The 19,335-nt window shown below is 74.4% G+C and carries 19 protein-coding genes; 12 read left to right on the top strand and 7 right to left on the bottom strand.

Annotated elements, in window-relative coordinates; translation table 11 throughout:
• Positions 1–90: 90 nt before the first annotated feature.
• A complete protein-coding gene (locus ACFWW8_RS28970; RefSeq protein ID WP_386533165.1) occupies positions 91–936 on the bottom strand; it encodes an alpha/beta fold hydrolase in 846 nt (281 codons plus the stop codon).
• A gap of 87 nt (positions 937–1,023) precedes the next feature.
• Between ACFWW8_RS28970 and ACFWW8_RS28965 the strand changes: the two genes are divergently transcribed.
• Positions 1,024–1,656, top strand: a complete 633-nt coding sequence (locus ACFWW8_RS28965; protein WP_386533075.1) for a sigma-70 family RNA polymerase sigma factor — start codon at positions 1,024–1,026, stop codon at positions 1,654–1,656.
• Positions 1,657–1,665: 9 nt separating this feature from the next.
• Here ACFWW8_RS28965 and ACFWW8_RS28960 read toward each other — a convergent pair whose 3' ends face one another.
• Positions 1,666–2,784 carry a TDT family transporter gene (locus ACFWW8_RS28960; protein ID WP_386533072.1) on the bottom strand — a complete coding sequence of 373 codons (1,119 nt, stop codon included), beginning with the start codon at positions 2,782–2,784 and terminating at the stop codon, positions 1,666–1,668.
• 70 nt (positions 2,785–2,854) lie between these two features.
• Here ACFWW8_RS28960 and ACFWW8_RS28955 point away from each other — a divergent pair, with 70 nt between their 5' ends.
• A complete protein-coding gene (locus tag ACFWW8_RS28955) occupies positions 2,855–3,781 on the top strand; it encodes a LysR family transcriptional regulator (RefSeq protein WP_386533070.1) in 927 nt (308 codons plus the stop codon).
• Between the two features lie 392 nt (positions 3,782–4,173).
• Here ACFWW8_RS28955 and ACFWW8_RS28950 read toward each other — a convergent pair whose 3' ends face one another.
• The 3 genes from ACFWW8_RS28950 to ACFWW8_RS28940 form a co-directional block, all read right to left on the bottom strand.
• Positions 4,174–4,899 carry a gamma-glutamyl-gamma-aminobutyrate hydrolase family protein gene (locus tag ACFWW8_RS28950; protein WP_386533068.1) on the bottom strand — a complete coding sequence of 242 codons (726 nt, stop codon included), beginning with the start codon at positions 4,897–4,899 and terminating at the stop codon, positions 4,174–4,176.
• Positions 4,900–4,949: 50 nt separating this feature from the next.
• A complete protein-coding gene (eat, locus tag ACFWW8_RS28945) occupies positions 4,950–6,419 on the bottom strand; it encodes an ethanolamine permease (RefSeq protein ID WP_386533065.1) in 1,470 nt (489 codons plus the stop codon).
• A gap of 151 nt (positions 6,420–6,570) precedes the next feature.
• Positions 6,571–7,317, bottom strand: a complete 747-nt coding sequence (locus ACFWW8_RS28940; protein WP_386533062.1) for a FadR/GntR family transcriptional regulator — start codon at positions 7,315–7,317, stop codon at positions 6,571–6,573.
• A 77-nt stretch (positions 7,318–7,394) separates the two neighbouring features.
• On the opposite strand from ACFWW8_RS28940, the gene ACFWW8_RS28935 reads away from it, so the two are divergent.
• From ACFWW8_RS28935 to ACFWW8_RS28920, 4 genes are all read left to right on the top strand, one after another.
• On the top strand, positions 7,395–8,768 hold the full coding sequence (locus tag ACFWW8_RS28935) for a glutamine synthetase family protein (RefSeq protein WP_386533059.1): 1,374 nt from the start codon (positions 7,395–7,397) through the stop codon (positions 8,766–8,768).
• 125 nt (positions 8,769–8,893) lie between these two features.
• Entirely contained in the window at positions 8,894–10,258 is a 1,365-nt protein-coding gene (locus ACFWW8_RS28930) for an aldehyde dehydrogenase family protein (protein ID WP_386533056.1), read from the top strand.
• Between the two features lie 5 nt (positions 10,259–10,263).
• Positions 10,264–11,055, top strand: coding sequence for a 3-oxoacyl-ACP reductase (locus tag ACFWW8_RS28925; RefSeq protein ID WP_386533053.1), 792 nt, complete (start codon positions 10,264–10,266; stop codon positions 11,053–11,055).
• A gap of 140 nt (positions 11,056–11,195) precedes the next feature.
• Positions 11,196–12,506 (top strand): haloacid dehalogenase-like hydrolase, encoded by a 1,311-nt coding sequence (locus ACFWW8_RS28920; protein ID WP_386533050.1) that lies wholly within the window; start codon positions 11,196–11,198, stop codon positions 12,504–12,506.
• 33 nt (positions 12,507–12,539) lie between these two features.
• Here the strand turns inward: ACFWW8_RS28920 and ACFWW8_RS28915 are convergent, their stop codons facing one another.
• Positions 12,540–13,742, bottom strand: coding sequence for an amino acid deaminase/aldolase (locus ACFWW8_RS28915; RefSeq protein ID WP_386533047.1), 1,203 nt, complete (start codon positions 13,740–13,742; stop codon positions 12,540–12,542).
• 412 nt (positions 13,743–14,154) lie between these two features.
• Between ACFWW8_RS28915 and ACFWW8_RS28910 the strand changes: the two genes are divergently transcribed.
• From ACFWW8_RS28910 to ACFWW8_RS28900, 3 genes are read left to right on the top strand one after another with little or no spacing between them, the layout of a single operon-like run.
• Positions 14,155–14,940 carry a hypothetical protein gene (locus ACFWW8_RS28910; protein WP_386533044.1) on the top strand — a complete coding sequence of 262 codons (786 nt, stop codon included), beginning with the start codon at positions 14,155–14,157 and terminating at the stop codon, positions 14,938–14,940.
• On the top strand, positions 14,937–16,163 hold the full coding sequence (gene mycP, locus ACFWW8_RS28905; protein ID WP_386533041.1) for a type VII secretion-associated serine protease mycosin: 1,227 nt from the start codon (positions 14,937–14,939) through the stop codon (positions 16,161–16,163). Before ACFWW8_RS28910 ends, mycP begins: the two co-directional genes overlap by 4 nt.
• 21 nt (positions 16,164–16,184) lie before the next feature.
• Positions 16,185–16,928, top strand: a complete 744-nt coding sequence (locus ACFWW8_RS28900; protein WP_386533038.1) for an SseB family protein — start codon at positions 16,185–16,187, stop codon at positions 16,926–16,928.
• A 100-nt stretch (positions 16,929–17,028) separates the two neighbouring features.
• Here ACFWW8_RS28900 and ACFWW8_RS28895 read toward each other — a convergent pair whose 3' ends face one another.
• Positions 17,029–17,406 (bottom strand): DUF1844 domain-containing protein, encoded by a 378-nt coding sequence (locus ACFWW8_RS28895; RefSeq protein WP_386533035.1) that lies wholly within the window; start codon positions 17,404–17,406, stop codon positions 17,029–17,031.
• A 326-nt stretch (positions 17,407–17,732) separates the two neighbouring features.
• Here ACFWW8_RS28895 and infC point away from each other — a divergent pair, with 326 nt between their 5' ends.
• The 3 genes from infC to rplT all read left to right on the top strand — a co-directional run bounded on the left by infC (position 17,733) and on the right by rplT (position 19,279).
• The gene (gene infC, locus ACFWW8_RS28890; protein ID WP_386533033.1) at positions 17,733–18,494 is read left to right on the top strand and encodes a translation initiation factor IF-3; all 762 of its coding nucleotides are present in this window, start codon (positions 17,733–17,735) and stop codon (positions 18,492–18,494) included.
• 102 nt (positions 18,495–18,596) lie between these two features.
• Positions 18,597–18,791, top strand: a complete 195-nt coding sequence (gene rpmI, locus ACFWW8_RS28885; protein WP_030387121.1) for a 50S ribosomal protein L35 — start codon at positions 18,597–18,599, stop codon at positions 18,789–18,791.
• A gap of 101 nt (positions 18,792–18,892) precedes the next feature.
• Positions 18,893–19,279, top strand: coding sequence for a 50S ribosomal protein L20 (rplT, locus tag ACFWW8_RS28880; protein WP_007263143.1), 387 nt, complete (start codon positions 18,893–18,895; stop codon positions 19,277–19,279).
• Positions 19,280–19,335 lie beyond the last annotated feature (56 nt).

The raw sequence follows: 19,335 nt of genomic DNA, 5'->3' as shown, positions 1-19,335 counted from the left end.
GGGCGCTGAGCGCGGCGCGCTGAGCGGACGGCCGTCAGGTCCCGGACCGTTCGCCCGGGCGCTGAGCGCGGCGCGCTGAGCGGACGGCCGTCAGGTCCCGGACCGTTCGCCGGAGAGGAAGGCCGCGACGGCCGACACGAACCGGCCGGCGTCGTCCTGCCACGGGTAGTGGCCCGCTCCGCGCTGGACGACGAGCGTGGCGTCGGGGAAGAGCTCCGCGAAGCCGGCCACCGTGCCGGGCGGGCTGTTCAGGTCGTACTCCCCGGCGAGCAGCAGGACGGGCGCCCCGAAGGCGGCGCACGCGGCCCGGGTCGCGGCCGGGTCGAAGGCCCCCTCGGCGGCGAAGCGGGCGACGGCCTCCGCGTTGTCCGGCCGTCCGGCCGCGTGCTGCCGCCGGGCGGCGGCGTCCCACCGGCCGTGGAGGAAGGGGGCGACGGCCTCCCGGTCCCCGCCGGTACCCGCGATCAGGGCCTCCAGCGCGGCGAAGGCCGCCGGGAACCACGGCTCGTCCCCGCGCAGCAGCGCGAGTTCCCGCCGCGCCCGCCCGGTGGCGGCCAGGCCGACCGACCGGGCGCCGGGGGTGATCAGGGCGAGCCGGCCGACGCGCTCCGGGTGCCGGGCCGCGTACAGGGTCGCCAGGTCGGTGCCGCCGGAATGCGCCAGCAGGTCCGTCCGGGGGAGCCCGAGGTGGGCCCGCAGCGCCTCGACGTCGTCGACCATCCGGTCGCAGCGGTAGGAGGCGGGGTCGTCGGGGACCGAGGACCGGCCGGTGCCGCGGAGGTCCGGGGTGATCAGCCGGCGGTGGGCGGACAGGCCGCCGAGGTCGCCGAGGTACCGGGAGTCCGCGGGGCCTCCCGGGAGGCAGAGGAGGGGGTCGCCGGCGCCGGTCACGCGGTAGGCGAGGCGGGTGCCGTCGGGAGCGGTGAAGAGGGGCATGGCGCGGATCATGCCATTCATAACCAGGTTGTACAACCTGGTTATGGTGCGCGGGGCGGTTCGGGGGCCCGGGTGTATAACCGTGCTATGACAGGCGATGAGGGCGCGTACCGGAACCCCGGCGGGCTGACCGAGGATCAGGCCGGGCGGATGCTCGCCGAGATGAACGAGGTCATCCGCGCGGGTGAGGAGATGCGCAGGCTGCGCGGCGAGATGATCCAGCTGTTCGTGGGCTTCGGGTGGACCCAGGAGAAGATCGCCCGGCTCACGGACATGAGCCAGCCCGCCGTTTCCAAGCAGGTCGCGAAGTACCGGGAGGGCGATCCGCCGCCCCCGGCCGGGCTCTGGCTCGACCAGCCCGACGGCCCCTGGCTGGAAGGGCGGCTCTGGGGCCTCGCCGAGGAGATCTCCGAGTCCCTCGGCGGCGGCGCCCGCTGTACGCGTTTCGTCGACGCGGTCGCCCGGGGCAGGCAGCGCTTCACCCCCCGGAACGTCGACGACCTGAGGCGTCTCGTCGAGGAGGACCTGGACCGGCGCCGGGACGAGCTGCCCACGGGCTGCCGGGCCGCCTACGACCGGATCGCCCGCGGCCTCGACGCCCTCGCCGGAGCACCCGCGGGCGGACCGGCCCCGGAGGGACCGCCCCCCGCCGGATCCCCCTCCGTACGGCGCGCCCTCGCCCGCCGGATCCAGCGCGACCGGCTCACGGGCGCCGCGTAGGCGCGGGAGTCAGCGGGCCGGCAGGCGGCGGGTGAACAGGGCGCGCAGGGTGTGGGCGGCCGCGAGCAGCCAGGCGGTCAGCAGGCAGGCGAAGAGGGCGGCGGCCAGCCAGGCGAAGGCGGTCAGGCCGGTGTGGCGGGCCAGTCCGGCGGCGCCGGTGACGCAGGTGCCCACGGGGAACGTCAGCGCCCACCAGGTCATGGAGAAGCCCATTACACGCCGGGCCGCGCGGACCAGCATGGCCGCGGCGAGGGCCAGCCACAGCAGCGCGAACCCCATCACGGGGACCCCGTACATGACCGCGAAGGCGGCGAGGCCCTCCGCGTACGGGGCGCCGATCGCCCCGGGCGCCGCGTCGGCGAGCTGGTTCACGGCGGTGGTGGACTGGCCGAGGGGGCCCAGGACCAGGAACAGGGTCGGGGTGAGCAGCAGGGGCAGCGGGCCGCTGAAGACCAGCCGCGCGAAGATCAGGGGGAGCATCAGCAGGGTGGCCAGCAGGCTGACGCCGAACAGGGCGTGGCAGAACAGCAGCATCGCCTCGCGGGCCTGACCGGCGGGCAGGTGGGGGACGAGCAGGGGCCCGAGCGCTGCCGAGACCATGGGGGCGACGAGGGGGAGCAGCCAGACGGGGGTGGCCTGCGCGGCCTCGACCTGGTGGCGCACCACCATCAGGTACGGGACGGCCACGGCCATCAGTAGGCCGATCGCGGTGCCGGCGCTGAACAGCACGGCGTCCACGGCGACGGCCGCGTCCAGGCCGATGAGGTCCCTGCCGACGATGAGGGTGCCGCCGCCGACGGCCAGCAGCGCCATGGACAGACAGCCGTAGAACGGGGCCACGGAGGGGTCGAGGAGGTGGGCACGGGCTTGGTCGCGGTGGTGGATCCAGTGCCCGGCGCGGGCCGTGAGCAGTACCGCGAGGGCGGCGGCGGACAGCGCCCAGACGAGCTGGCAGGCCACGCGCTGGCCGGGGAGCTGGTACGGGAGCGTCGCGCCGGCGTTGGCGATGATCGCCGTGCCCATGACGGAGGCGTACCAGTTCGGCCCGAGGTTCCGCAGGGCCCCGTGGGCCCGGGGGGCGGTCGCCTCGGAGCGGGTGGTGCGGGGGAGCGCGAGGGTGGTGGCCATGGCTCCAGGGTCCGGCGGGCGCGGACCGGGGGGCAGAGGGCATCTCCCTATGAGGCCATAAACTGATGTTATGGGTAATGAGGAGTGGGTTCCGCTGGCGCACCGGGTGCCGGATCTGGGCGCGCTGGAACTGCTGCTCGAGGTGGCGCGGGTCGGCAGCCTGAGCGGGGCGGCCCGGCGGCTGGGCATCACGCAGCCCGCGGCCAGCAGTCGCATCCGGGCGATGGAGACGCGGCTGGGGGTGGCCCTCGTCGACCGGTCGCCGCGCGGCTCGACGCTGACGGCGGAGGGCGCGCTGGTCACCGACTGGGCCCGGCGGGTCGTGGAGGCGGCGGAGGCCTTCGACGCGGGAGCGCAGGCCCTGCGGGGCCGGCGGGACTCGCGGCTCCGGGTGGCGGCCAGCATGACCATCGCGGAGTACCTGCTGCCCGGGTGGCTGATCGCGCTGCGCGGGCAGCGGCCGGACACGGCGGTGTCCCTGCACGCCGGAAACTCGGCCGTGGTCGCCGAGCGGGTGCTCGCGCACGAGGCGGACCTCGGCTTCGTGGAGGGGCTGACCGTGCCCGACGGACTGGACTCGGCGGTGATCGCGCAGGACCGCCTGGTGGTGGCGGTGGCGCCGGGCCACGCGTGGGCGCGGCGCGCGAAGGGCGTGACGGCGGACGAACTCGCCTCGGCCCCGCTGATCCTGCGGGAGCGGGGGTCGGGGACGCGGCAGGTGCTGGACGCGGCCCTGGCCGGGTGCGGGGGGCTCGCGGAGCCGCTGCTGGAGCTCGCGTCGACCACGGCGGTGAAGGCGGCGGCGCTGAGCGGGGCCGGGCCGTGCGTGCTGTCGGAGCTGGCGGTGGGCGACGAGCTCGCGGCGCGCCGGCTGGTGGAGGTGCCGGTGGCGGGGGCGCCGCTGGACCGCGCGCTGCGGGCCGTGTGGCCCGCGGGCTCCCGACCGGCGGGCCCGGCGCGGGACCTCCTGTCGCTGACCCGCCGACCGGCGCCGTAGCCGCGCCGGGGCCACCTGGCCGGCGTGTGCGCCTCCGGTGGCCGGGGGCGCGGAGGGCCGTCGCCCCGCGGTCGGGGCCCGGTGGCCGGGGCCGGGGGTCCCGGGATCACGGAGCCACGGAGCCACGGGGTCCCGGAGCCATGGAGCTACGGGGTCCCGGAGCCGTGGAGCTACGGGGTCCCGGAGCCATGGAGTCCCGTGGTCCCGGAGTCCCGGGGTCCCGTGGTCCCGGAGTCCCGTGGTCCCGGAGTCCCGGAGTCCCGTGGTCCCGGAGTCCCGTGGTCCCGGAGCCACGGAGCCACGGAGCCACGGAGCCACGGAGCCACGGGGTCCCGGAGTCCCGGAGCCACGAAGCCGCGGTGCCGTCGGATCGGCCGTGGTCCGGGGGGCCGTTACGCCACCGGGACGCGGTCCGGTGCGCGGAGGGCGGCGCGGGTCGCCGCGGCTTCGACCAGGGCGCCCATCACGCGGGTGTCCCGGTCCCGTTCGGGGTGCCACTGCACGCCCAGCACCCAGTGCTCCGTACCGGGGAGCTCGATCGCCTCCACCGTGCCGTCCACCGCGTCGGCCGAGACGACCAGGCCCCGGCCCAGCCGGTCGACGGCCTGGTGGTGGTACGTCGGGACCTGCGCCTCCTCCGGGACCGCGGCCGCGTACCGGGTGCCCGGCACGGGGCGGACCGGGTGCCGGGACATCACCCCCGGGGTGCCGACGTGCCCGTCGATGTGCTGGACGAGCGTGCCGCCCAGTGCCACGTTCAGCGCCTGCATGCCCCGGCAGATCCCCAGCAGCGGCAGGCCCGCCGCCAGCGCGGCGTCCAGCAGGGCCAGCTCCCACCGGTCGCGGACCGTCGCCGGGGGGCCCGTACGGGGGTCGCGGGCGGCGCCGTAACGGACCGGGTCCAGGTCCGGACCGCCCGCGACGACCAGGCCGTCCACCCGGCCCAGCACCTCCGCGGCCCTCCCGGGCTCGTCCGGCGGGAGCAGCACGGCCGCGCCGCCCGCCGCCTGGACGAGTTCGTAGTACCCGGAGGGGACCAGGGACGTCGGGAGGTCCCACACGCCGTAGCGGGTGGACTCCTCCACGTAGGTGCTGATGCCGATGAGCGGCCTGGGCACGTTCTCTACCTCCGGGACGGGAGTGGTGGCGTCGGTCAGGGGCCAGGATTTCAGTCGCGCGCGAGTTCCGCCTCCGCTTCGGCGAGGGCGGCGAACTCCTCCTCGGGAGCCGAGGCCACCAGGTGGTGCCGGCTGTAGAAGGCGAAGTAGGCGAGGGCGACGGCGTACACGGCCAGTGCGATGAACGCGGCGTCCTTGTCCACGAGGAAGGTGGCGACCAGGGCCGAGAGGGCCAGTACGAAGGCCACCGACGAGGTCGCGATCCCGCCCGGGGTGCGGTACGGACGCTCCAGTCCGGGCTCCCGGCGCCGCAGCACGATGTGCGAGAGGGCCATCAGGGCGTAGGAGATGGTCGCGCCGAACACCGCGATGTTGAGCATGCGGGCGCCGTCGCCGGTGGCCGCGGCCAGGGCGAAGCCGATGACGCCCGGGATGACGAGACCCAGGTAGGGGGCCTTGCGCCGCGAGGTGAGCGAGAGGAACCGGGGCAGGTACCCGGCCCGGGAGAGGGCGAAGAGCTGGCGCGAGCCCGCGTAGATCAGCGAGAAGAAGGAGGCCACCAGCCCGGCGAGACCGGCGTAGTTGACGAAGCGGCTCAGCGCGGTGGGGCCGCCGTCCCCCTCCAGGGCCACGACCAGCGGGTTGCCGGCCGTACGGACCGCGTCGGCGCCCTGTGCGCCGGTCGCCGCGAAGAAGGTGATCAGCGCCAGCAGCGCGAGGACGCCCATGGAGATGGACAGCGCCCTCGGCATGGAGCGGACCGGGTCCTTGGCCTCCTCCGCCGCCAGCGGCACGCCCTCCACCCCGAGGAAGAACCACATGCCGAAGGGGAACGCGGCCCAGATGCCCAGGAGGCCCATCGGCAGCCAGGAGTTCGAACCGAAGGCCTCCGCGTCGACGGGGATGTCGTTCAGGCCGGCCGCGTCGAACTCGGTGAAGGCGCCCACCGCGAAGATCAGCAGGGCGGCGACGGCGATGGCGGTGACCACGAGGCTGAAGCGCAGGGCCTCGCCGACCCCCCAGAGGTGGACGCCGATGAAGACCGCGAAGCAGACGAGGTAGACCGGCCAGCCTGACGTGAGGCCGAAGAGTCCGAGGGACTCGACGTAGTCGCCGATGAAGATGACGATCGCCGCCGGGGCCAGGATGTACTCGATCAGGATGGCGGTGCCGGTGAGGAAGCCGCCCCACGGGCCCAGCGCGCGCCGGGCGAAGCCGTAGCCGCCGCCCGCCGTGGGGAGGATGGTGGACAGCTCGGCGAGCGAGAAGACCAGACAGGCGTACATCGCGCCCATCAGGACGGTGGCGATGGCGAGGCCGCCGAAACCGCCCTTGTCCAGGCCGACGTTCCATCCGGAGAAGTCGCCGGACACGACGTAGGCGACGCCGAGACCGGTGAGCAGCAGCCAGCCGGCGCTGCCGCGGCGCAGGGTGCGGCGCCCCAGGTAGTCGTCGCCCCCCTCGGGGGAATCGGTGGGTGCGGGCACGGCTCTCAGCCGTGCCTCGATGTCGTCGGCCATCGTGCGCTCCTGCCTCGGGGCAATGGTTGTGGGGCGTACCTTTGCCGCAGTCGGGGCGAGTGCGCAAGACCTCTGCGTTAAACGGACGTAACGAATGCCTCTCCGATGCGCCTCCGGAGATCCGCCGCCAACGCGCCACCCGGGGGCGGGATCAGGCCAGGAACCCCCGCAGGAGCGCCGCGGTGCCGCAGCAGTGCTCGCGCATCGTCGCGCGGGCCCCGTCGGCGTCCCGCTCCAGGACCGACTCCACCAGCGCGGTGTGCTGCTGCTGCGAGTGCTCCAGGTTGCGCACCAGCAGCGGGATGCAGTCCAGCAGGTCGTTCACGGTCGCCCGGACCGCCGCGTACTGGGCCGTCAGGGTGGCGGACCCGGCCAGTTCGCACAGGGTCAGGTGGAAGAGGGTGTCCTGGCGCCGGTAGTCGGCGAGCGGGGCGTCGTGGGTCGCGGCCAGCGCGCCGAGCAACCGCTCGGTCCCCTCCTCGGTCAGGCCGTGCGCGGCGCACAGTCCGGCCGCCCCCACCTCCAGGACCTCGCGGAACCGCAGCGCGTCCTCGATGTCCACCCCCGCGACGCGCCGGCGCAGTTCCTCCTCGGTGCCGCCCGCCGGGGTGTCGGGACGGGGCAGGACGAAGGTTCCGCCGTACCGTCCCCTGCGGGCCTCCACGAGTCCCTGGTCCTGCAGCACCTTCAGCACCTCGCGCAGCGTGACCCGGCTGATCCCCATCCGCTCGGCCAGTTCGCGTTCCGGCGGCAGCCGTTCGCCGCCCGGCACCAGGCCGAGCCGGACGACCTGGAGGATCTGCTCCAGCGCCTCCTCGAAGCCGTTGCCGGCCCGCACCTGCCGCAGCACGGGATTCAGCCGGGCGACGGCCCCGCCCTCGCTCGCCGTGTCGGTCATCTCGGCCCCTCCCCTTCCCAAGCAATGGTTCTATTCAATACCTTAGGCCTTCTCGGCTCACCGAAGGAGAGATTCCCGTGGTAGACCGCACGCCGCCGCTGACGCCCGAAGAGCTCCGCTCGCTCGTGGCCAGCGGCGAGATCGACACCGTCGTCATGGCCTTCCCCGACATGCAGGGGCGCCTCCAGGGGAAGCGGTTCGCCGCACCGTTCTTCCTCGACGAGGTCCTCGAACACGGTACGGAGGGCTGCAACTACCTCCTCGCCGTCGACACCGACATGAACACCGTCGACGGCTACGAGATGTCCTCCTGGGACCGGGGCTACGGCGACTTCGCGATGCACCCCGACCTCGCCACCCTGCGCCGCCTCCCCTGGAACCCCGGCAGTGCCTTCCTCGTCGCCGACCTGGCCTGGAGCGACGGCTCGCCCGTCGTCGCCGCCCCCCGGCAGATCCTGCGCCGTCAGCTGGAGCGCCTCGCCGAGCACGGGTACACCGCGATGGTCGGCACGGAGCTGGAGTTCATGGTCTTCCAGGACACCTACGAGCAGGCCTGGAACGCCAACTACCGGGAGCTGACCCCCGTCAACCAGTACAACATCGACTACTCCGTCCTCGGAACCGGCCGCGTCGAGCCGCTGCTGCGGCGCATCCGCAACGAGATGCAGGCCGCGGGACTGGTCGTCGAGTCGGCCAAGGGGGAGTGCAACCTCGGGCAGCACGAGATCGCCTTCCGCTACGACGAAGCGCTCACCACCTGCGACCAGCACGCCGTCTACAAGACCGGAGCGAAGGAGATCGCCGCCCAGGAAGGCGTCTCGCTCACCTTCATGGCCAAGTACGACGAGCGCGAGGGCAACTCCTGTCACATCCACCTCTCGCTGGGCGACTCCGACGGACGCAACGCCATGGCCGGGGACGGACCGGACGACCACGGCGGAATGTCACCGGTGATGCGCCACTTCCTGGCCGGCCAGCTGGCCGCGCTGCGCGACTTCTCCCTTCTCTACGCCCCCAACATCAATTCGTACAAGCGCTTCCGGCCGGGATCCTTCGCCCCGACCGCCGTCGCCTGGGGCGTGGACAACCGGACCTGTGCCCTGCGCGTGGTCGGCCACGGCCGTTCCATGCGCTTCGAGAACCGCCTGCCCGGCGGGGACGTCAACCCGTACCTCGCGGTCGCGGGCCTGGTCGCGGCCGGCCTCTACGGCATCGAACACCGGCTGGAACTCCCCGAGGCGTGCGCGGGCAACGCCTACACCGGCGACTACGCCCACGTCCCCACGACCCTGCGCGAAGCCGCCGAGCTCTGGGAGAACAGCGAGATCGCCAAGGCCGCCTTCGGCCCCGAGGTCGTCGCCCACTACCGGAACATGGCCCGGGTCGAACTCGACGCCTTCGACTCCGCCGTGACCGACTGGGAACTGCGCCGCTCCTTCGAGCGCCTGTAGCCCGTCGGTCGCCGCCCCGCCCGCCAGCCCGGCCCGCCGCCCGTCCCGCCGACGGCGCCCCGCCGACGGCGCCCCCCGACGCCGCCCCGTCGACGCCACCGAACCGAAAGTCTGTGAGGCACCACGTGTCCGATGTGCTGGAAGTCCTGAATCCGGCCACCGAGGAAGTCGTCGCCACCGTCCCGGCCGCCACACGGGACGACGTCGACGCCGCCGTCACCCGGGCCGCCGCGGCCCAGCGCCACTGGGCCGCGGCCGCCCCCGCCGACCGGGCCCGGCTGCTGCGCCGCTTCGCCGCGGTCGTCGACGGCCACCTCGGGGAACTGGCCCTGCTGGAGGTCCGCGAGGCCGGCCACACCATCGGCAACGCCCGCTGGGAAGCCGGCAACGTGCGCGACCTCCTCGACTTCGCCGCCGGCGGAGTGGAGCGGCTCTCCGGCCGCCAGATCCCCGTCGCCGGCGGCATCGACGTCACCTTCCTCGAACCCCTCGGCGTCATCGGCGTGATCGCCCCCTGGAACTTCCCGATGCCGATCGCCGCCTGGGGCCTCGCCCCGGCGCTCGCCGCCGGCAACGCCGTCATCCTCAAGCCCGCCGAGACCACCCCGCTCACGGCCCTGCGGCTCGCCGAACTCGCCCTCGAGGCCGGGATCCCCGAGCACCTCTTCCAGGTGCTCCCCGGCCGCGGCGCGGTCGCGGGCGACGCGCTCGTCGAACACCCCGGCGTGGCGAAGATCGTCTTCACCGGCTCCACCCGCGTCGGCAAGCAGATCATGGCCAAGTGCGCCGACCGGGTGAAGCGGGTGACCCTCGAACTAGGCGGCAAGAGCCCCAACATCGTCTTCGCCGACGCCGACCTCGAAGCGGCGGCCGCCGCCGCCCCGATGGCCTTCCTCGACAACACCGGCCAGGACTGCTGCGCCCGTACGCGCATCCTCGTCCAGCGCTCCGCCTACGACCGGTTCCTGGAGCTGCTCGCCCCGGGCATCGAGAGCGTCGTCGTCGGCGACCCGGCCGACGAGAAGACCCAGATGGGACCGCTCATCTCGCGGGCGCAGCTGGAGCGGGTCCGGTCCTACGTCACCGACGACCTCACCACGGTCCGCGGCACGGCTCCCGAGGGCCCCGGCTTCTGGTACCCGCCGACCCTGGTCACCGGCGCCGGCCCCACGGCGCCCGTAGCCACCGACGAGGTCTTCGGCCCGGTCGCCGTCGTCCTCCCCTTCGAGGACGAGGAGGACGCCGTACGCCTGGCGAACGCGACCGAGTACGGCCTCTCCGGTTCCCTGTGGACCCGCGACATCGGCCGCGCGCTGCGCGTCTCGCGCGCCGTCGCCGCGGGCAACCTGTCCGTCAACTCCCACTCCAGCGTCCGCTACTCGACCCCCTTCGGCGGCTACAAGCAGTCCGGCCTCGGCCGCGAGCTCGGCCCCGACGCCCTCACCGCTTTCACCGAGACCAAGAACGTCTTCATCAGCACGGAGGCCTGAACCCCATGACCGACCGCACCGAAGAGATCATCTGCCGCCGCCTCGTCGGCCGCACCGCCGTCATCACCGGAGCCGGCAGCGGCATCGGTCTGGCCGCGGCCCGCCGGCTCGCGTCCGAAGGCGCCAACGTCGTCTGCGCCGACGTCGACCCGGTCGCGGGCAAGGCCGCCGCCGAAGAGGTCGCCGGCCTCTTCGTCCAGGTGGACGTCACCGACAAGGAGCAGGTCGACGCCCTCTTCAAGACGGCCTTCGACACCTACGGCTCCGTCGACATCGCCTTCAACAACGCGGGCATCTCACCCGCCGACGACGACTCGATCCTCCTCACCGAGCTCGACGCCTGGAAGCGCGTCCAGGACGTCAACCTCACGTCCGTCTACCTGTGCTGCAAGGCCGCCCTCCCCTACATGCAGGCCCAGCGGCGCGGATCCATCATCAACACCGCGTCCTTCGTGGCCCTCATGGGCGCCGCCACCTCGCAGATCTCCTACACCGCCTCCAAGGGCGGCGTCCTGGCCATGTCCCGCGAGCTCGGCGTGCAGTTCGCCCGCGAGGGCATCCGCGTCAACGCCCTGTGCCCGGGGCCCGTCAACACCCCGCTCCTGCGCGAGCTGTTCGCCAGCGACCCCGAGCGCGCCGCCCGCCGCCTCGTCCACATCCCCGTCGGACGTTTCGCCGAGGCCGAGGAGATCGCCGCCGCCGTCGCGTTCCTCGCCAGCGACGACTCCTCCTTCGTCAACGCCGCCGACTTCGTCGTCGACGGCGGCATCTCCGGCGCGTACGTCACCCCCCTGTAGCCGGCCCGGCCGGCGGGCCCTCCCCACCGGTCACCTGGACCGCACCCTCCCGGCAGCCGGGCGTCGCGACGACGCCCGGCTGCCGTGCTCCACCACCCGCGACGATCTTCGTAGGAAGAGGAAACAGGAGTGTCCACCCAGTGACCCGACCCAGCAGCACCCGGCGGTTCCGAGCCGTCGCCGCGGCCGTGCTGGCCGCCGGCACCCTCGTCGCCGCGGGCCCGGCCGCCCCGGCGGGCCGCCCCGGCACCCCGTGCCCCACCCCGCAGCTCAAGGCCGGCTGGTACGGCGGCAACCAGGCCCGCCTCCAGCGGCTCATCGACGCGTACGGCCGCTGCGCCCCGCACCGGCCCGGCCGGGCCCAGCCCGTCGCCGTCTTCGACTGGGACAACACCGTCGTCAAGAACGACGTCGGCGACGCCACCATGTTCTGGCTGCTGCGCAACGGGAAGATCCGCCAGCCCGCCCGCGGCGACTGGTCCACGACCAGCCGCTTCCTGACCCCCGCCGCCGCCGGCGCCCTGGCCGACGCCTGCGGCGGCCTCGCCCGCCCCGGCGCCCCGCTGCCCACCGGCGCCGGCACCCCCGCGGCCGACCGCTGCGCCGACGAGGTCAACGCCGTCTACGGCACCTCCGCGACCCGGGCCGGGGCATCCGCCTTCGCCGGCTGGGACCGCCGCACCACCGAGCCCGGCTACGCCTGGCTCGCGCAGCTGACGCAGGGCTGGACCGCCCGCGAGGTACGGGGGTTCGCCGCGGCCGCCCGTACGGAGAACCTCGCCGCGCCGGTCGGCGCCGTCCAGCGGGTCGGCAGCGGCACCGCCACCGGCTGGGTCCGCTACTACGACCAGCAGAAGGACCTGGTCGCGAGTCTGCACAAGGCCGGCTTCGACGTCTGGATCAGCTCGGCCTCACCCCAGCCGGTCGTCGAGGTCTGGGCGCGGGGCGTCGGGATCGACGCCGGCCACGTCATCGGCATCCGCAACACCACCGCGCGCGACGGGCGGCTCACCGCCCACCTGAAGGGCTGCGGGTCGGTCCGGGACGGCGCCGACACGATGATCACGTACATCGACGGCAAGCGCTGCTGGATCAACCAGGAGGTCTTCGGAGTCCGCGGCCCGGCCGCCGAGCAGGTCCAGCCGCCCGCCCGCCGCCAGGTGTTCGCCGCGGGAGACTCGGACACCGACATCTCGTTCCTGCGCGACGCGACCGCCCTGCGGCTCGTGGTGAACCGCAACAAGAACGAGCTGATGTGCCGGGCGTACGACGACAGCGACGGCACGTGGATCGTGAACCCGATGTTCATCGAACCCAAGAAGCAGAAGACCGGCCCCTACCCGTGCGCCACCACCGGCTACGTCGACCACGACGGCACACCGCGCCCGGTCCGCCGGGACGACGCGACCGTCATCCCCGACCAGACCGACTCCGTGTACGCGCGGGACTGACCGCCGCCCCCCGCCCGTCCCCGCGGGGCCCGGCTAGAGGAAGGTGCGGCCCTCGCCGCGGTACGTCGGGGCGGTGGCCGTCACCCGGTCGCCCTCGATCAGGTGCAGCGTGTCGAAGCGCTCGCACAGCTCCCCGGCCTTGGCGTGCCGGAACCAGACCCGGTCGCCGATCAGCAGGTCGTCGGCCGGGCTGCCGAGCAGCGGGGTCTGCACCTCGCCCGCGCCCTCCTGCGGGTCGTAGCGCAGCCCCTGCGGCAGGTACGGGACGGGCAGCCGGTCCGCGCCCGCCGCGCCGGAGGCCGGGTAGCCTCCGCCGAGCACCGTGACCACGCCGACGCCGGGCCGCCGGACCACGGGCTGGGCGAACAGCGCCGCCGGACGCCCGCGGAACGAGGTGTAGTTGTCGAACAGGCGCGGCACGTACAGTCCGGACCCGGCCGCGATCTCCGTCACCGCGTCCTCGGCGGCGGTCTGCTGCACGCTGCCGGTCCCGCCGCCGTTGACGAACTCCAGGTCCGGGACCACCGCGCGGACGGCCCGTACGGTCTCCGCGCGCCGGGCGGCGAGCTCCCTGCGGGCCGCACCCTGCATCAGCCGGACGGCCCGGGAGCGCAGCGGACGCCCGGCCAGCGCGTCACCGACCCCGGCCACGTGGCCCTCGTACCCCATCAGCCCCACCACCCGGAAGCCGGGCCGGGCCGAGACCGTACGGGCCAGCGCGGCCAGTTGCTCCGGCTCGCGCAGCGGCGAACGCCGGGCTCCGACCCGGATCCGGCCGCCGAGCAGGTGCAGGGCCGTGTCCAGTTCCAGGCAGACCCTGACCTCCTGGGTCCCGCCGTCACGGGACCGGTCGACCAGGTCCAGCTGGGCCGGGTCGTCGACCATGACGGTGATCGCCGCGGCGAGCTTCGGGTCGCCGGCCAGCTCGGCGAAACCGGCCCGGTCCGCGGACGGGTAGGCCAGCAGCACGTCCTCGAACCCGGAGCGGGCCAGCCAGACCGACTCGGCGAGGGTGTACGACATGATCCCGGCGAACCCGGGCCGCTCCAGCACCCGTTCGAGGAGGGCCCGGCACCGGACGGACTTGCTGGCCACCCGGACCGGCTTCCCGCCGGCCCGGCGCACGAGGTCGTCGGCGTTGGCGTCGAACGCGTCGAGGTCCACGACGGCCAGCGGCGCGTCGAGGTGCGCGGTCGCCCGGTCGTACCGGGCCCGGTCGGCGGCGGGGGAGTTCATGGGCGGCAGCTTGCCAGACCGCACTACCGGTGGGTAGGGGTCGAGGGCACCCGTACCCGCGCCACCGCCCGCACCGCGGCGACCCGCCCCCGCCGCCCCCGCCCGCCGCCCGTCCCTCGCCTCATCGCCGGCCCGTAGCCCGTCCCGCCGTTCCGGCCTCGGGATCCCTGTCCCGTCCTGTCGTTCCGGCCTCGCGGCTCGTCTCCCGTGCGGTTTCCGGCCTCGCGGCCCGTCTCCGTGCTGTCGTTCCGGCCCCCGGGGCCGTCTCCCGCCCCATCGTTCCGGCCCGGCCCGGCCCCGCCCCGCCGCCCCCGCCCCGCCCGGGTCGCCGGAGACCCGGGCCCGCGCCCCGCCGGGAGGAGCCGTAGAGTACGGGCAGGCAGCCGTACGGAACGGGGGGCGGAGCCGCCGGATGACCACGACGACACCGCGGACCGAGCTGCCGGGCGAGCCCGAGCCGCTCCCGCTCCCCGAAGCCCGCCCGCGCCGCCACCCCGGACGCGTCCTCGCCGCCGCACTGTGCGGCCTCCTCGGCACCGGCCTCACCGGCGGCGCCGCGGCCGCCGTCTGGGCCGAACACCGCGCCGCCCACCGGCCGCTGCCGCCCGACGCCGCCTACCGGGCGGCCGGGTCCCTGTGGCACACCGCCCCCGTGGACAGCCTCTTCCCCACCGTCCTGGCCGGCCCCGACGCCGGACCCGGCGGCGCCGACCGCACCTGGACCCGGATCGCCGTCGCCCCCGACGCCGACTGCGCGGGCGCCCTGTCCGCCGAGTGGCGCGACCGGCTGGCGGCCACCGGCTGCACCCGCGTGCTGCGCGCCACCTACACCGACGCCACCCGCTCCTCCCTGGTCGCGGTCGGCATGGTGTTCACCCCCGCCGACGCCGCCGCGATGGCCGCGGCCGCCACGCGCCTCACCGCCCCGCCCGCGTACGGGTTCACCGACGCCCAGCGCGCGGCCTGGAGCGTCGCCGTGCTGCCCGAGGCCCCCGTCGCCGTCTACACCGTCTCCGCCTTCGGCGACGGCCGCGCCGTGGACGCGCCCCGCCCCGCGGAGGAGGCGGTGGAGAAGGACGCCACCGGAGCCGTCGCCCAAGCGGGCCTCGGCCACGAGGCCGAGGCCGTCGCGGACCGGATCGAAGCCGCCCTGCGGGCGCTCGCCGCCCCGCCCGCCGCCCCGGAGCCCGCCCGATGACCCGCCGCCGCCCGGCCCGGGCGCTCGCGCCGGCCGCCGCCGCCCTGACCGCCGCGGCGCTCCTCGTCTCCGCGGCCGTCGCGCCCCCGGCCGCCGCCGACACCGTCCGGGACCGCCAGTGGGGCCTGCTGGCCCTGCGCGCCGAGGAAGCCTGGGGGACCACCCGGGGCGACGGCGTCACCGTCGCCGTCCTGGACACCGGGGTCGACGACGCCCACCCCGACCTCGCGGGCCAGGTCCTCGCCGGCACCGACCTCGTCGGCATGGGCGCGGGCCGGGGCGACCGCTCCTGGGCCCGCCACGGCACCGCCATGGCCGGCATCATCGCCGGGCACGGCCACGGTCCCAGCCGAGGCCGGGGCGTCCTCGGCATCGCCCCGCAGGCGAAGATCCTGCCGGTCCGGGTGATCCTGGAGGAGGGCGACCCGGGCCGCGCCCAGGCCCGCGAGAGCAAGGGCGGCGCCCTCGCCGAAGGCATCCGCTGGGCCGCCGACCACGGGGCGGACGTGATCAACCTGTCGCTCGGCGACGACAGCGACTCCGCGCACCACGAGGCGGGGGAGGACGAGGCCGTCCAGTACGCCCTCGCCAAAGGCGTGGTCGTCGTCGCCTCCGCGGGCAACGGCGGCGAGAGCGGCGACCGCGTCTCCTACCCCGCCGCCTACCCCGGCGTGATCGCGGTGACCGCCGTCGACCGCCGGGGCCGCAAGGCCGCCTTCTCCACGCGGAACTGGTACGCCACCGTCAGCGCCCCCGGCGTGGACGTGGTGATCGCCGACCCCGACCGGTCGTACTACGAGGGCTGGGGCACCAGCGCGGCGGCGGCCTTCGTCTCCGGCTCGGTGGCCCTGGTCCGGGCCGCCCACCCGGACCTCTCCCCGGCCCAGGTCAAGAAGCTGCTGGAGGACACCGCCTCGGACTCCCCGGCCGGTGGCCGCGACGACGCCCGTGGCCACGGCACGGTCGATCCCGTCGCCGCGCTCCAGGTGGCCGAGGCGATGCTGCCGGAGGCGCCGGTGCCCGCACCCGCCCCGGCCGAGCGCCCCTACTTCGGCTCCGGGCCCGAACCGGCCCGCCCGCCCGAGCGCGAGGCCCGGTTCGGGGCGCCGCAGGCCGCGCTCGCCGGGGCGGCGCTGCTCGCGCTGGCCGCCGTGCTGGCACGACGCCCGCGGCGGGCCGCCCGGGGCCGGGGCCGGGGCGGGGATCGGTACGCGGCACAGTAGGGTCGGGTAACTGTGGCGAACATGGCGAACAAGAACATTCCCGACCCGGGCTTCTCCGACGACGACGGCTCCGCCGATCCCCGGCTGACCGCGGCCCTGGCCGCCTGGGCCGAGGACCGGGCCAAGGAGCCCGAGGTGCTGGCCGCCCTCAAGGGCGCCCGCCTGCTGGTCCCCGTCGTCGCCGTCCTCGGCGAGGTGGAGACGGACCCCGAGACGGGCCTGAAGCGCGAGAAGACCAGCGACATGGCCGTCCCCACCCTGCGGGCCGGCGACCGCCGGGCGCTGCCCGCCTTCACCTCGACCGCCTCCCTGGCGCTCTGGGACCCGGCCGCCCGGCCGGTGGCCGTGCCGCTGCACCAGGCCCTCGCCGCCGCCGCGCACGAGAAGGCCGACACCGTGGTCCTGGACCTGGCCGGGCCGGTCGCCTACCAGCTGACCGGCCCCGCGCTGCTCGCGCTCGCCGAGGGCCGCACGGACGCGGACCCGCTGGCCGATCCCGCCGTACGGGAGGCCGTACGGGCCGCCGTCGCGGCGGAACCCGACGTACTGCGGGCCCACCTGGGCCCGGCCGCGGCGGGAGCCGACGGCACCCTCGCCGTCGTCCTGGCCGGTGGGACCGGGCAGGCCCCCGCGGCGGCCCGGCGGCTCGCCGAGGCCCTCGCGGCGGACGAGACGCTGCGGGCCCGGCTGGTGCGGGGGCTGGACCTGGCGCTGCTCCCCGGGGACGCCCCGGCTCCGTCCGGCGAGGCGCTGTTCAGCCGCTGACCGCCGCCGCCCGCCCGCGCACGGCGCACGACGGTACGAAGACGGCCGGCGCGCCCCCTCGGGGCCGCGCCGGCCGTGGCCGTACGAAGTGGTGCGGGGCTCAGCCGAAGACCGGGCCGGTGAACTTCTCGCCCGGACCCTGCCCCGGCTCGTCCGGGACGATCGAGGCCTCGCGGAAGGCGAGCTGGAGGGACTTCAGGCCGTCCCGCAGCGGAGCGGCGTGGAAGGAACTGATCTCGGTGGCGCTCGCCGTGACCAGACCGGCCAGGGCCGTGATCAGCTTGCGGGCCTCGTCGAGGTCCTTGTGCTCGGAGTCCGGCTTGTCCAGGCCCAGATTGACCGCCGCGGCGCTCAGCAGGTGTACGGCCACCGTGGTGATCACCTCGACCGCGGGGACGTCCGCGATGTCGCGGGTCATGGCGTCGTAGTCGGGGGAGGCGTCGGCAGCGGGGTCGTGGGAGGGGGTCGCGTCAGTCATGTGGCCCACGATATGCCGTGCGGCGGGCTTGCCACGCGGGTGCTAGTATGTACTTCGACCGGCCGGACACAGCTGTGCCCGGCCCACAAGTGGAGGCTCCGTTCTCCCACCTGACAGCCCTCCGGGGTGTCGGGTCATCCGGTCAGGTGGTATCCATCGTTCCGTACGGACGATGGAAAGCTGCCCGATGTTGCGCCCCGCGGTTCGCACGCGGCGGTGCTCCGGTTGTTCTGGAGCCCCTGCCTGTGCCCGGCGGGGCTTTTTTCATTCTCCCGCCGCGGTAGGTCTGACGGACATACACGTCAGCGGCTGTCTGCCAGGCAGCCGTGTGGTGCTACCGAGGAGGATCCATCAGCACCGAGCCCCGCATCAACGACCGGATTCGCGTTCCCGAGGTACGGCTTGTCGGTCCCAGCGGCGAGCAGGTCGGCATCGTGCCGCTTGCGAAGGCGCTTGAGCTCGCGCAGGAGTACGACCTCGACCTGGTCGAGGTCGCGGCGTCCGCACGCCCGCCGGTCTGCAAGCTCATGGACTACGGCAAGTTCAAGTACGAGTCGGCCATGAAGGCCCGTGAGGCGCGCAAGAACCAGGCGCACACGGTCATCAAGGAAATGAAGCTCCGGCCGAAGATCGACCCGCACGACTATGACACCAAGAAGGGTCACGTCGTCCGGTTCCTCAAGCAGGGCGACAAGGTCAAGATCACGATCATGTTCCGCGGTCGCGAGCAGTCCAGGCCGGAACTCGGCTTCCGGCTGCTGCAGCGTCTGGCTTCGGACGTCGAGGACCTCGGGTTCATCGAGTCGAACCCGAAGCAGGACGGCCGAAACATGATCATGGTTCTCGGTCCGCACAAGAAGAAGACCGAGGCCATGGCCGAGGCCCGCGAGGCGCAGGCCGCCCGCAAGGCCGAGCGCCAGGGCGTCGCCTACACCGAAGACGGCGTGTCCTACACCGACGACGAGGCTCCTTCCGAGGACGCCGCGCCCGAGGCGCAGGAGACCGAGGCCGCCGAGGTCACCGAGGCTGCCACCGACGAGGCAGGTGCCGGCGAGGCGCCCGCCGACGAGGCGAACACCCAGGCCTGATTCCGGGGCGGCCCGTCTCGGATCACCAACACGACATGACGCTCCCGGAGCCGGTCCGCAGCGGACCGGTGGGAGCGCCACCGACGAGGAGACAACGGCGCTATGCCGAAGAACAAGACGCACAGCGGTTCCAAGAAGCGCTTCAAGATCACCGGCTCCGGCAAGGTGCTCCGTGAGCGCGCCGGCAAGCGCCACCTGCTCGAGCACAAGTCGTCCCGTGTCACCCGCCGCCTGACCGGCACCGCGGAGATGGCCCCCGGCGACGCCGCGAAGATCAAGAAGCTTCTCGGCAAGTGACGTCCTCCGCTCCCCTCCCGGGAGCGGGACGTCAAGACCGGGACCCCATCGAATTCGGGTCGTGTGAAGACAACCACGGCCCCGCTACAAGGAGTTAAAAAGTGGCACGCGTCAAGCGGGCAGTAAACGCCCACAAGAAGCGCCGGGCGATCCTCGAGGCGGCCTCCGGCTACCGCGGTCAGCGTTCGCGCCTGTACCGCAAGGCCAAGGAGCAGGTCACCCACTCGCTGGTCTACAACTTCAACGACCGCAAGAAGCGCAAGGGCGACTTCCGTCAGCTGTGGATCCAGCGCATCAACGCCGCTGCCCGCCAGAACGGCATGACGTACAACCGCCTCATCCAGGGTCTGAAGGCCGCCAACATCGAGGTGGACCGCAAGATCCTCGCGGAGCTGGCCGTCAACGACGCCAACGCGTTCGCCGCGCTCGTCGAGGTCGCGCAGAAGGCGCTTCCGGCCGACGTCAACGCCCCCAAGGCCGCCGCCTAGGGGCCAGCCGGCCCGGCAGTCACGGGGCCGGCCCCCACGGACCCGCAGGCATTCGC

Source organism: Streptomyces sp. NPDC058701 (assembly GCF_042715295.1).
Taxonomy (GTDB): domain Bacteria; phylum Actinomycetota; class Actinomycetes; order Streptomycetales; family Streptomycetaceae; genus Streptomyces.
Note: the sequence above shows the minus strand (reverse complement) of the source record. Positions and strands in the feature narration are given on the sequence as shown.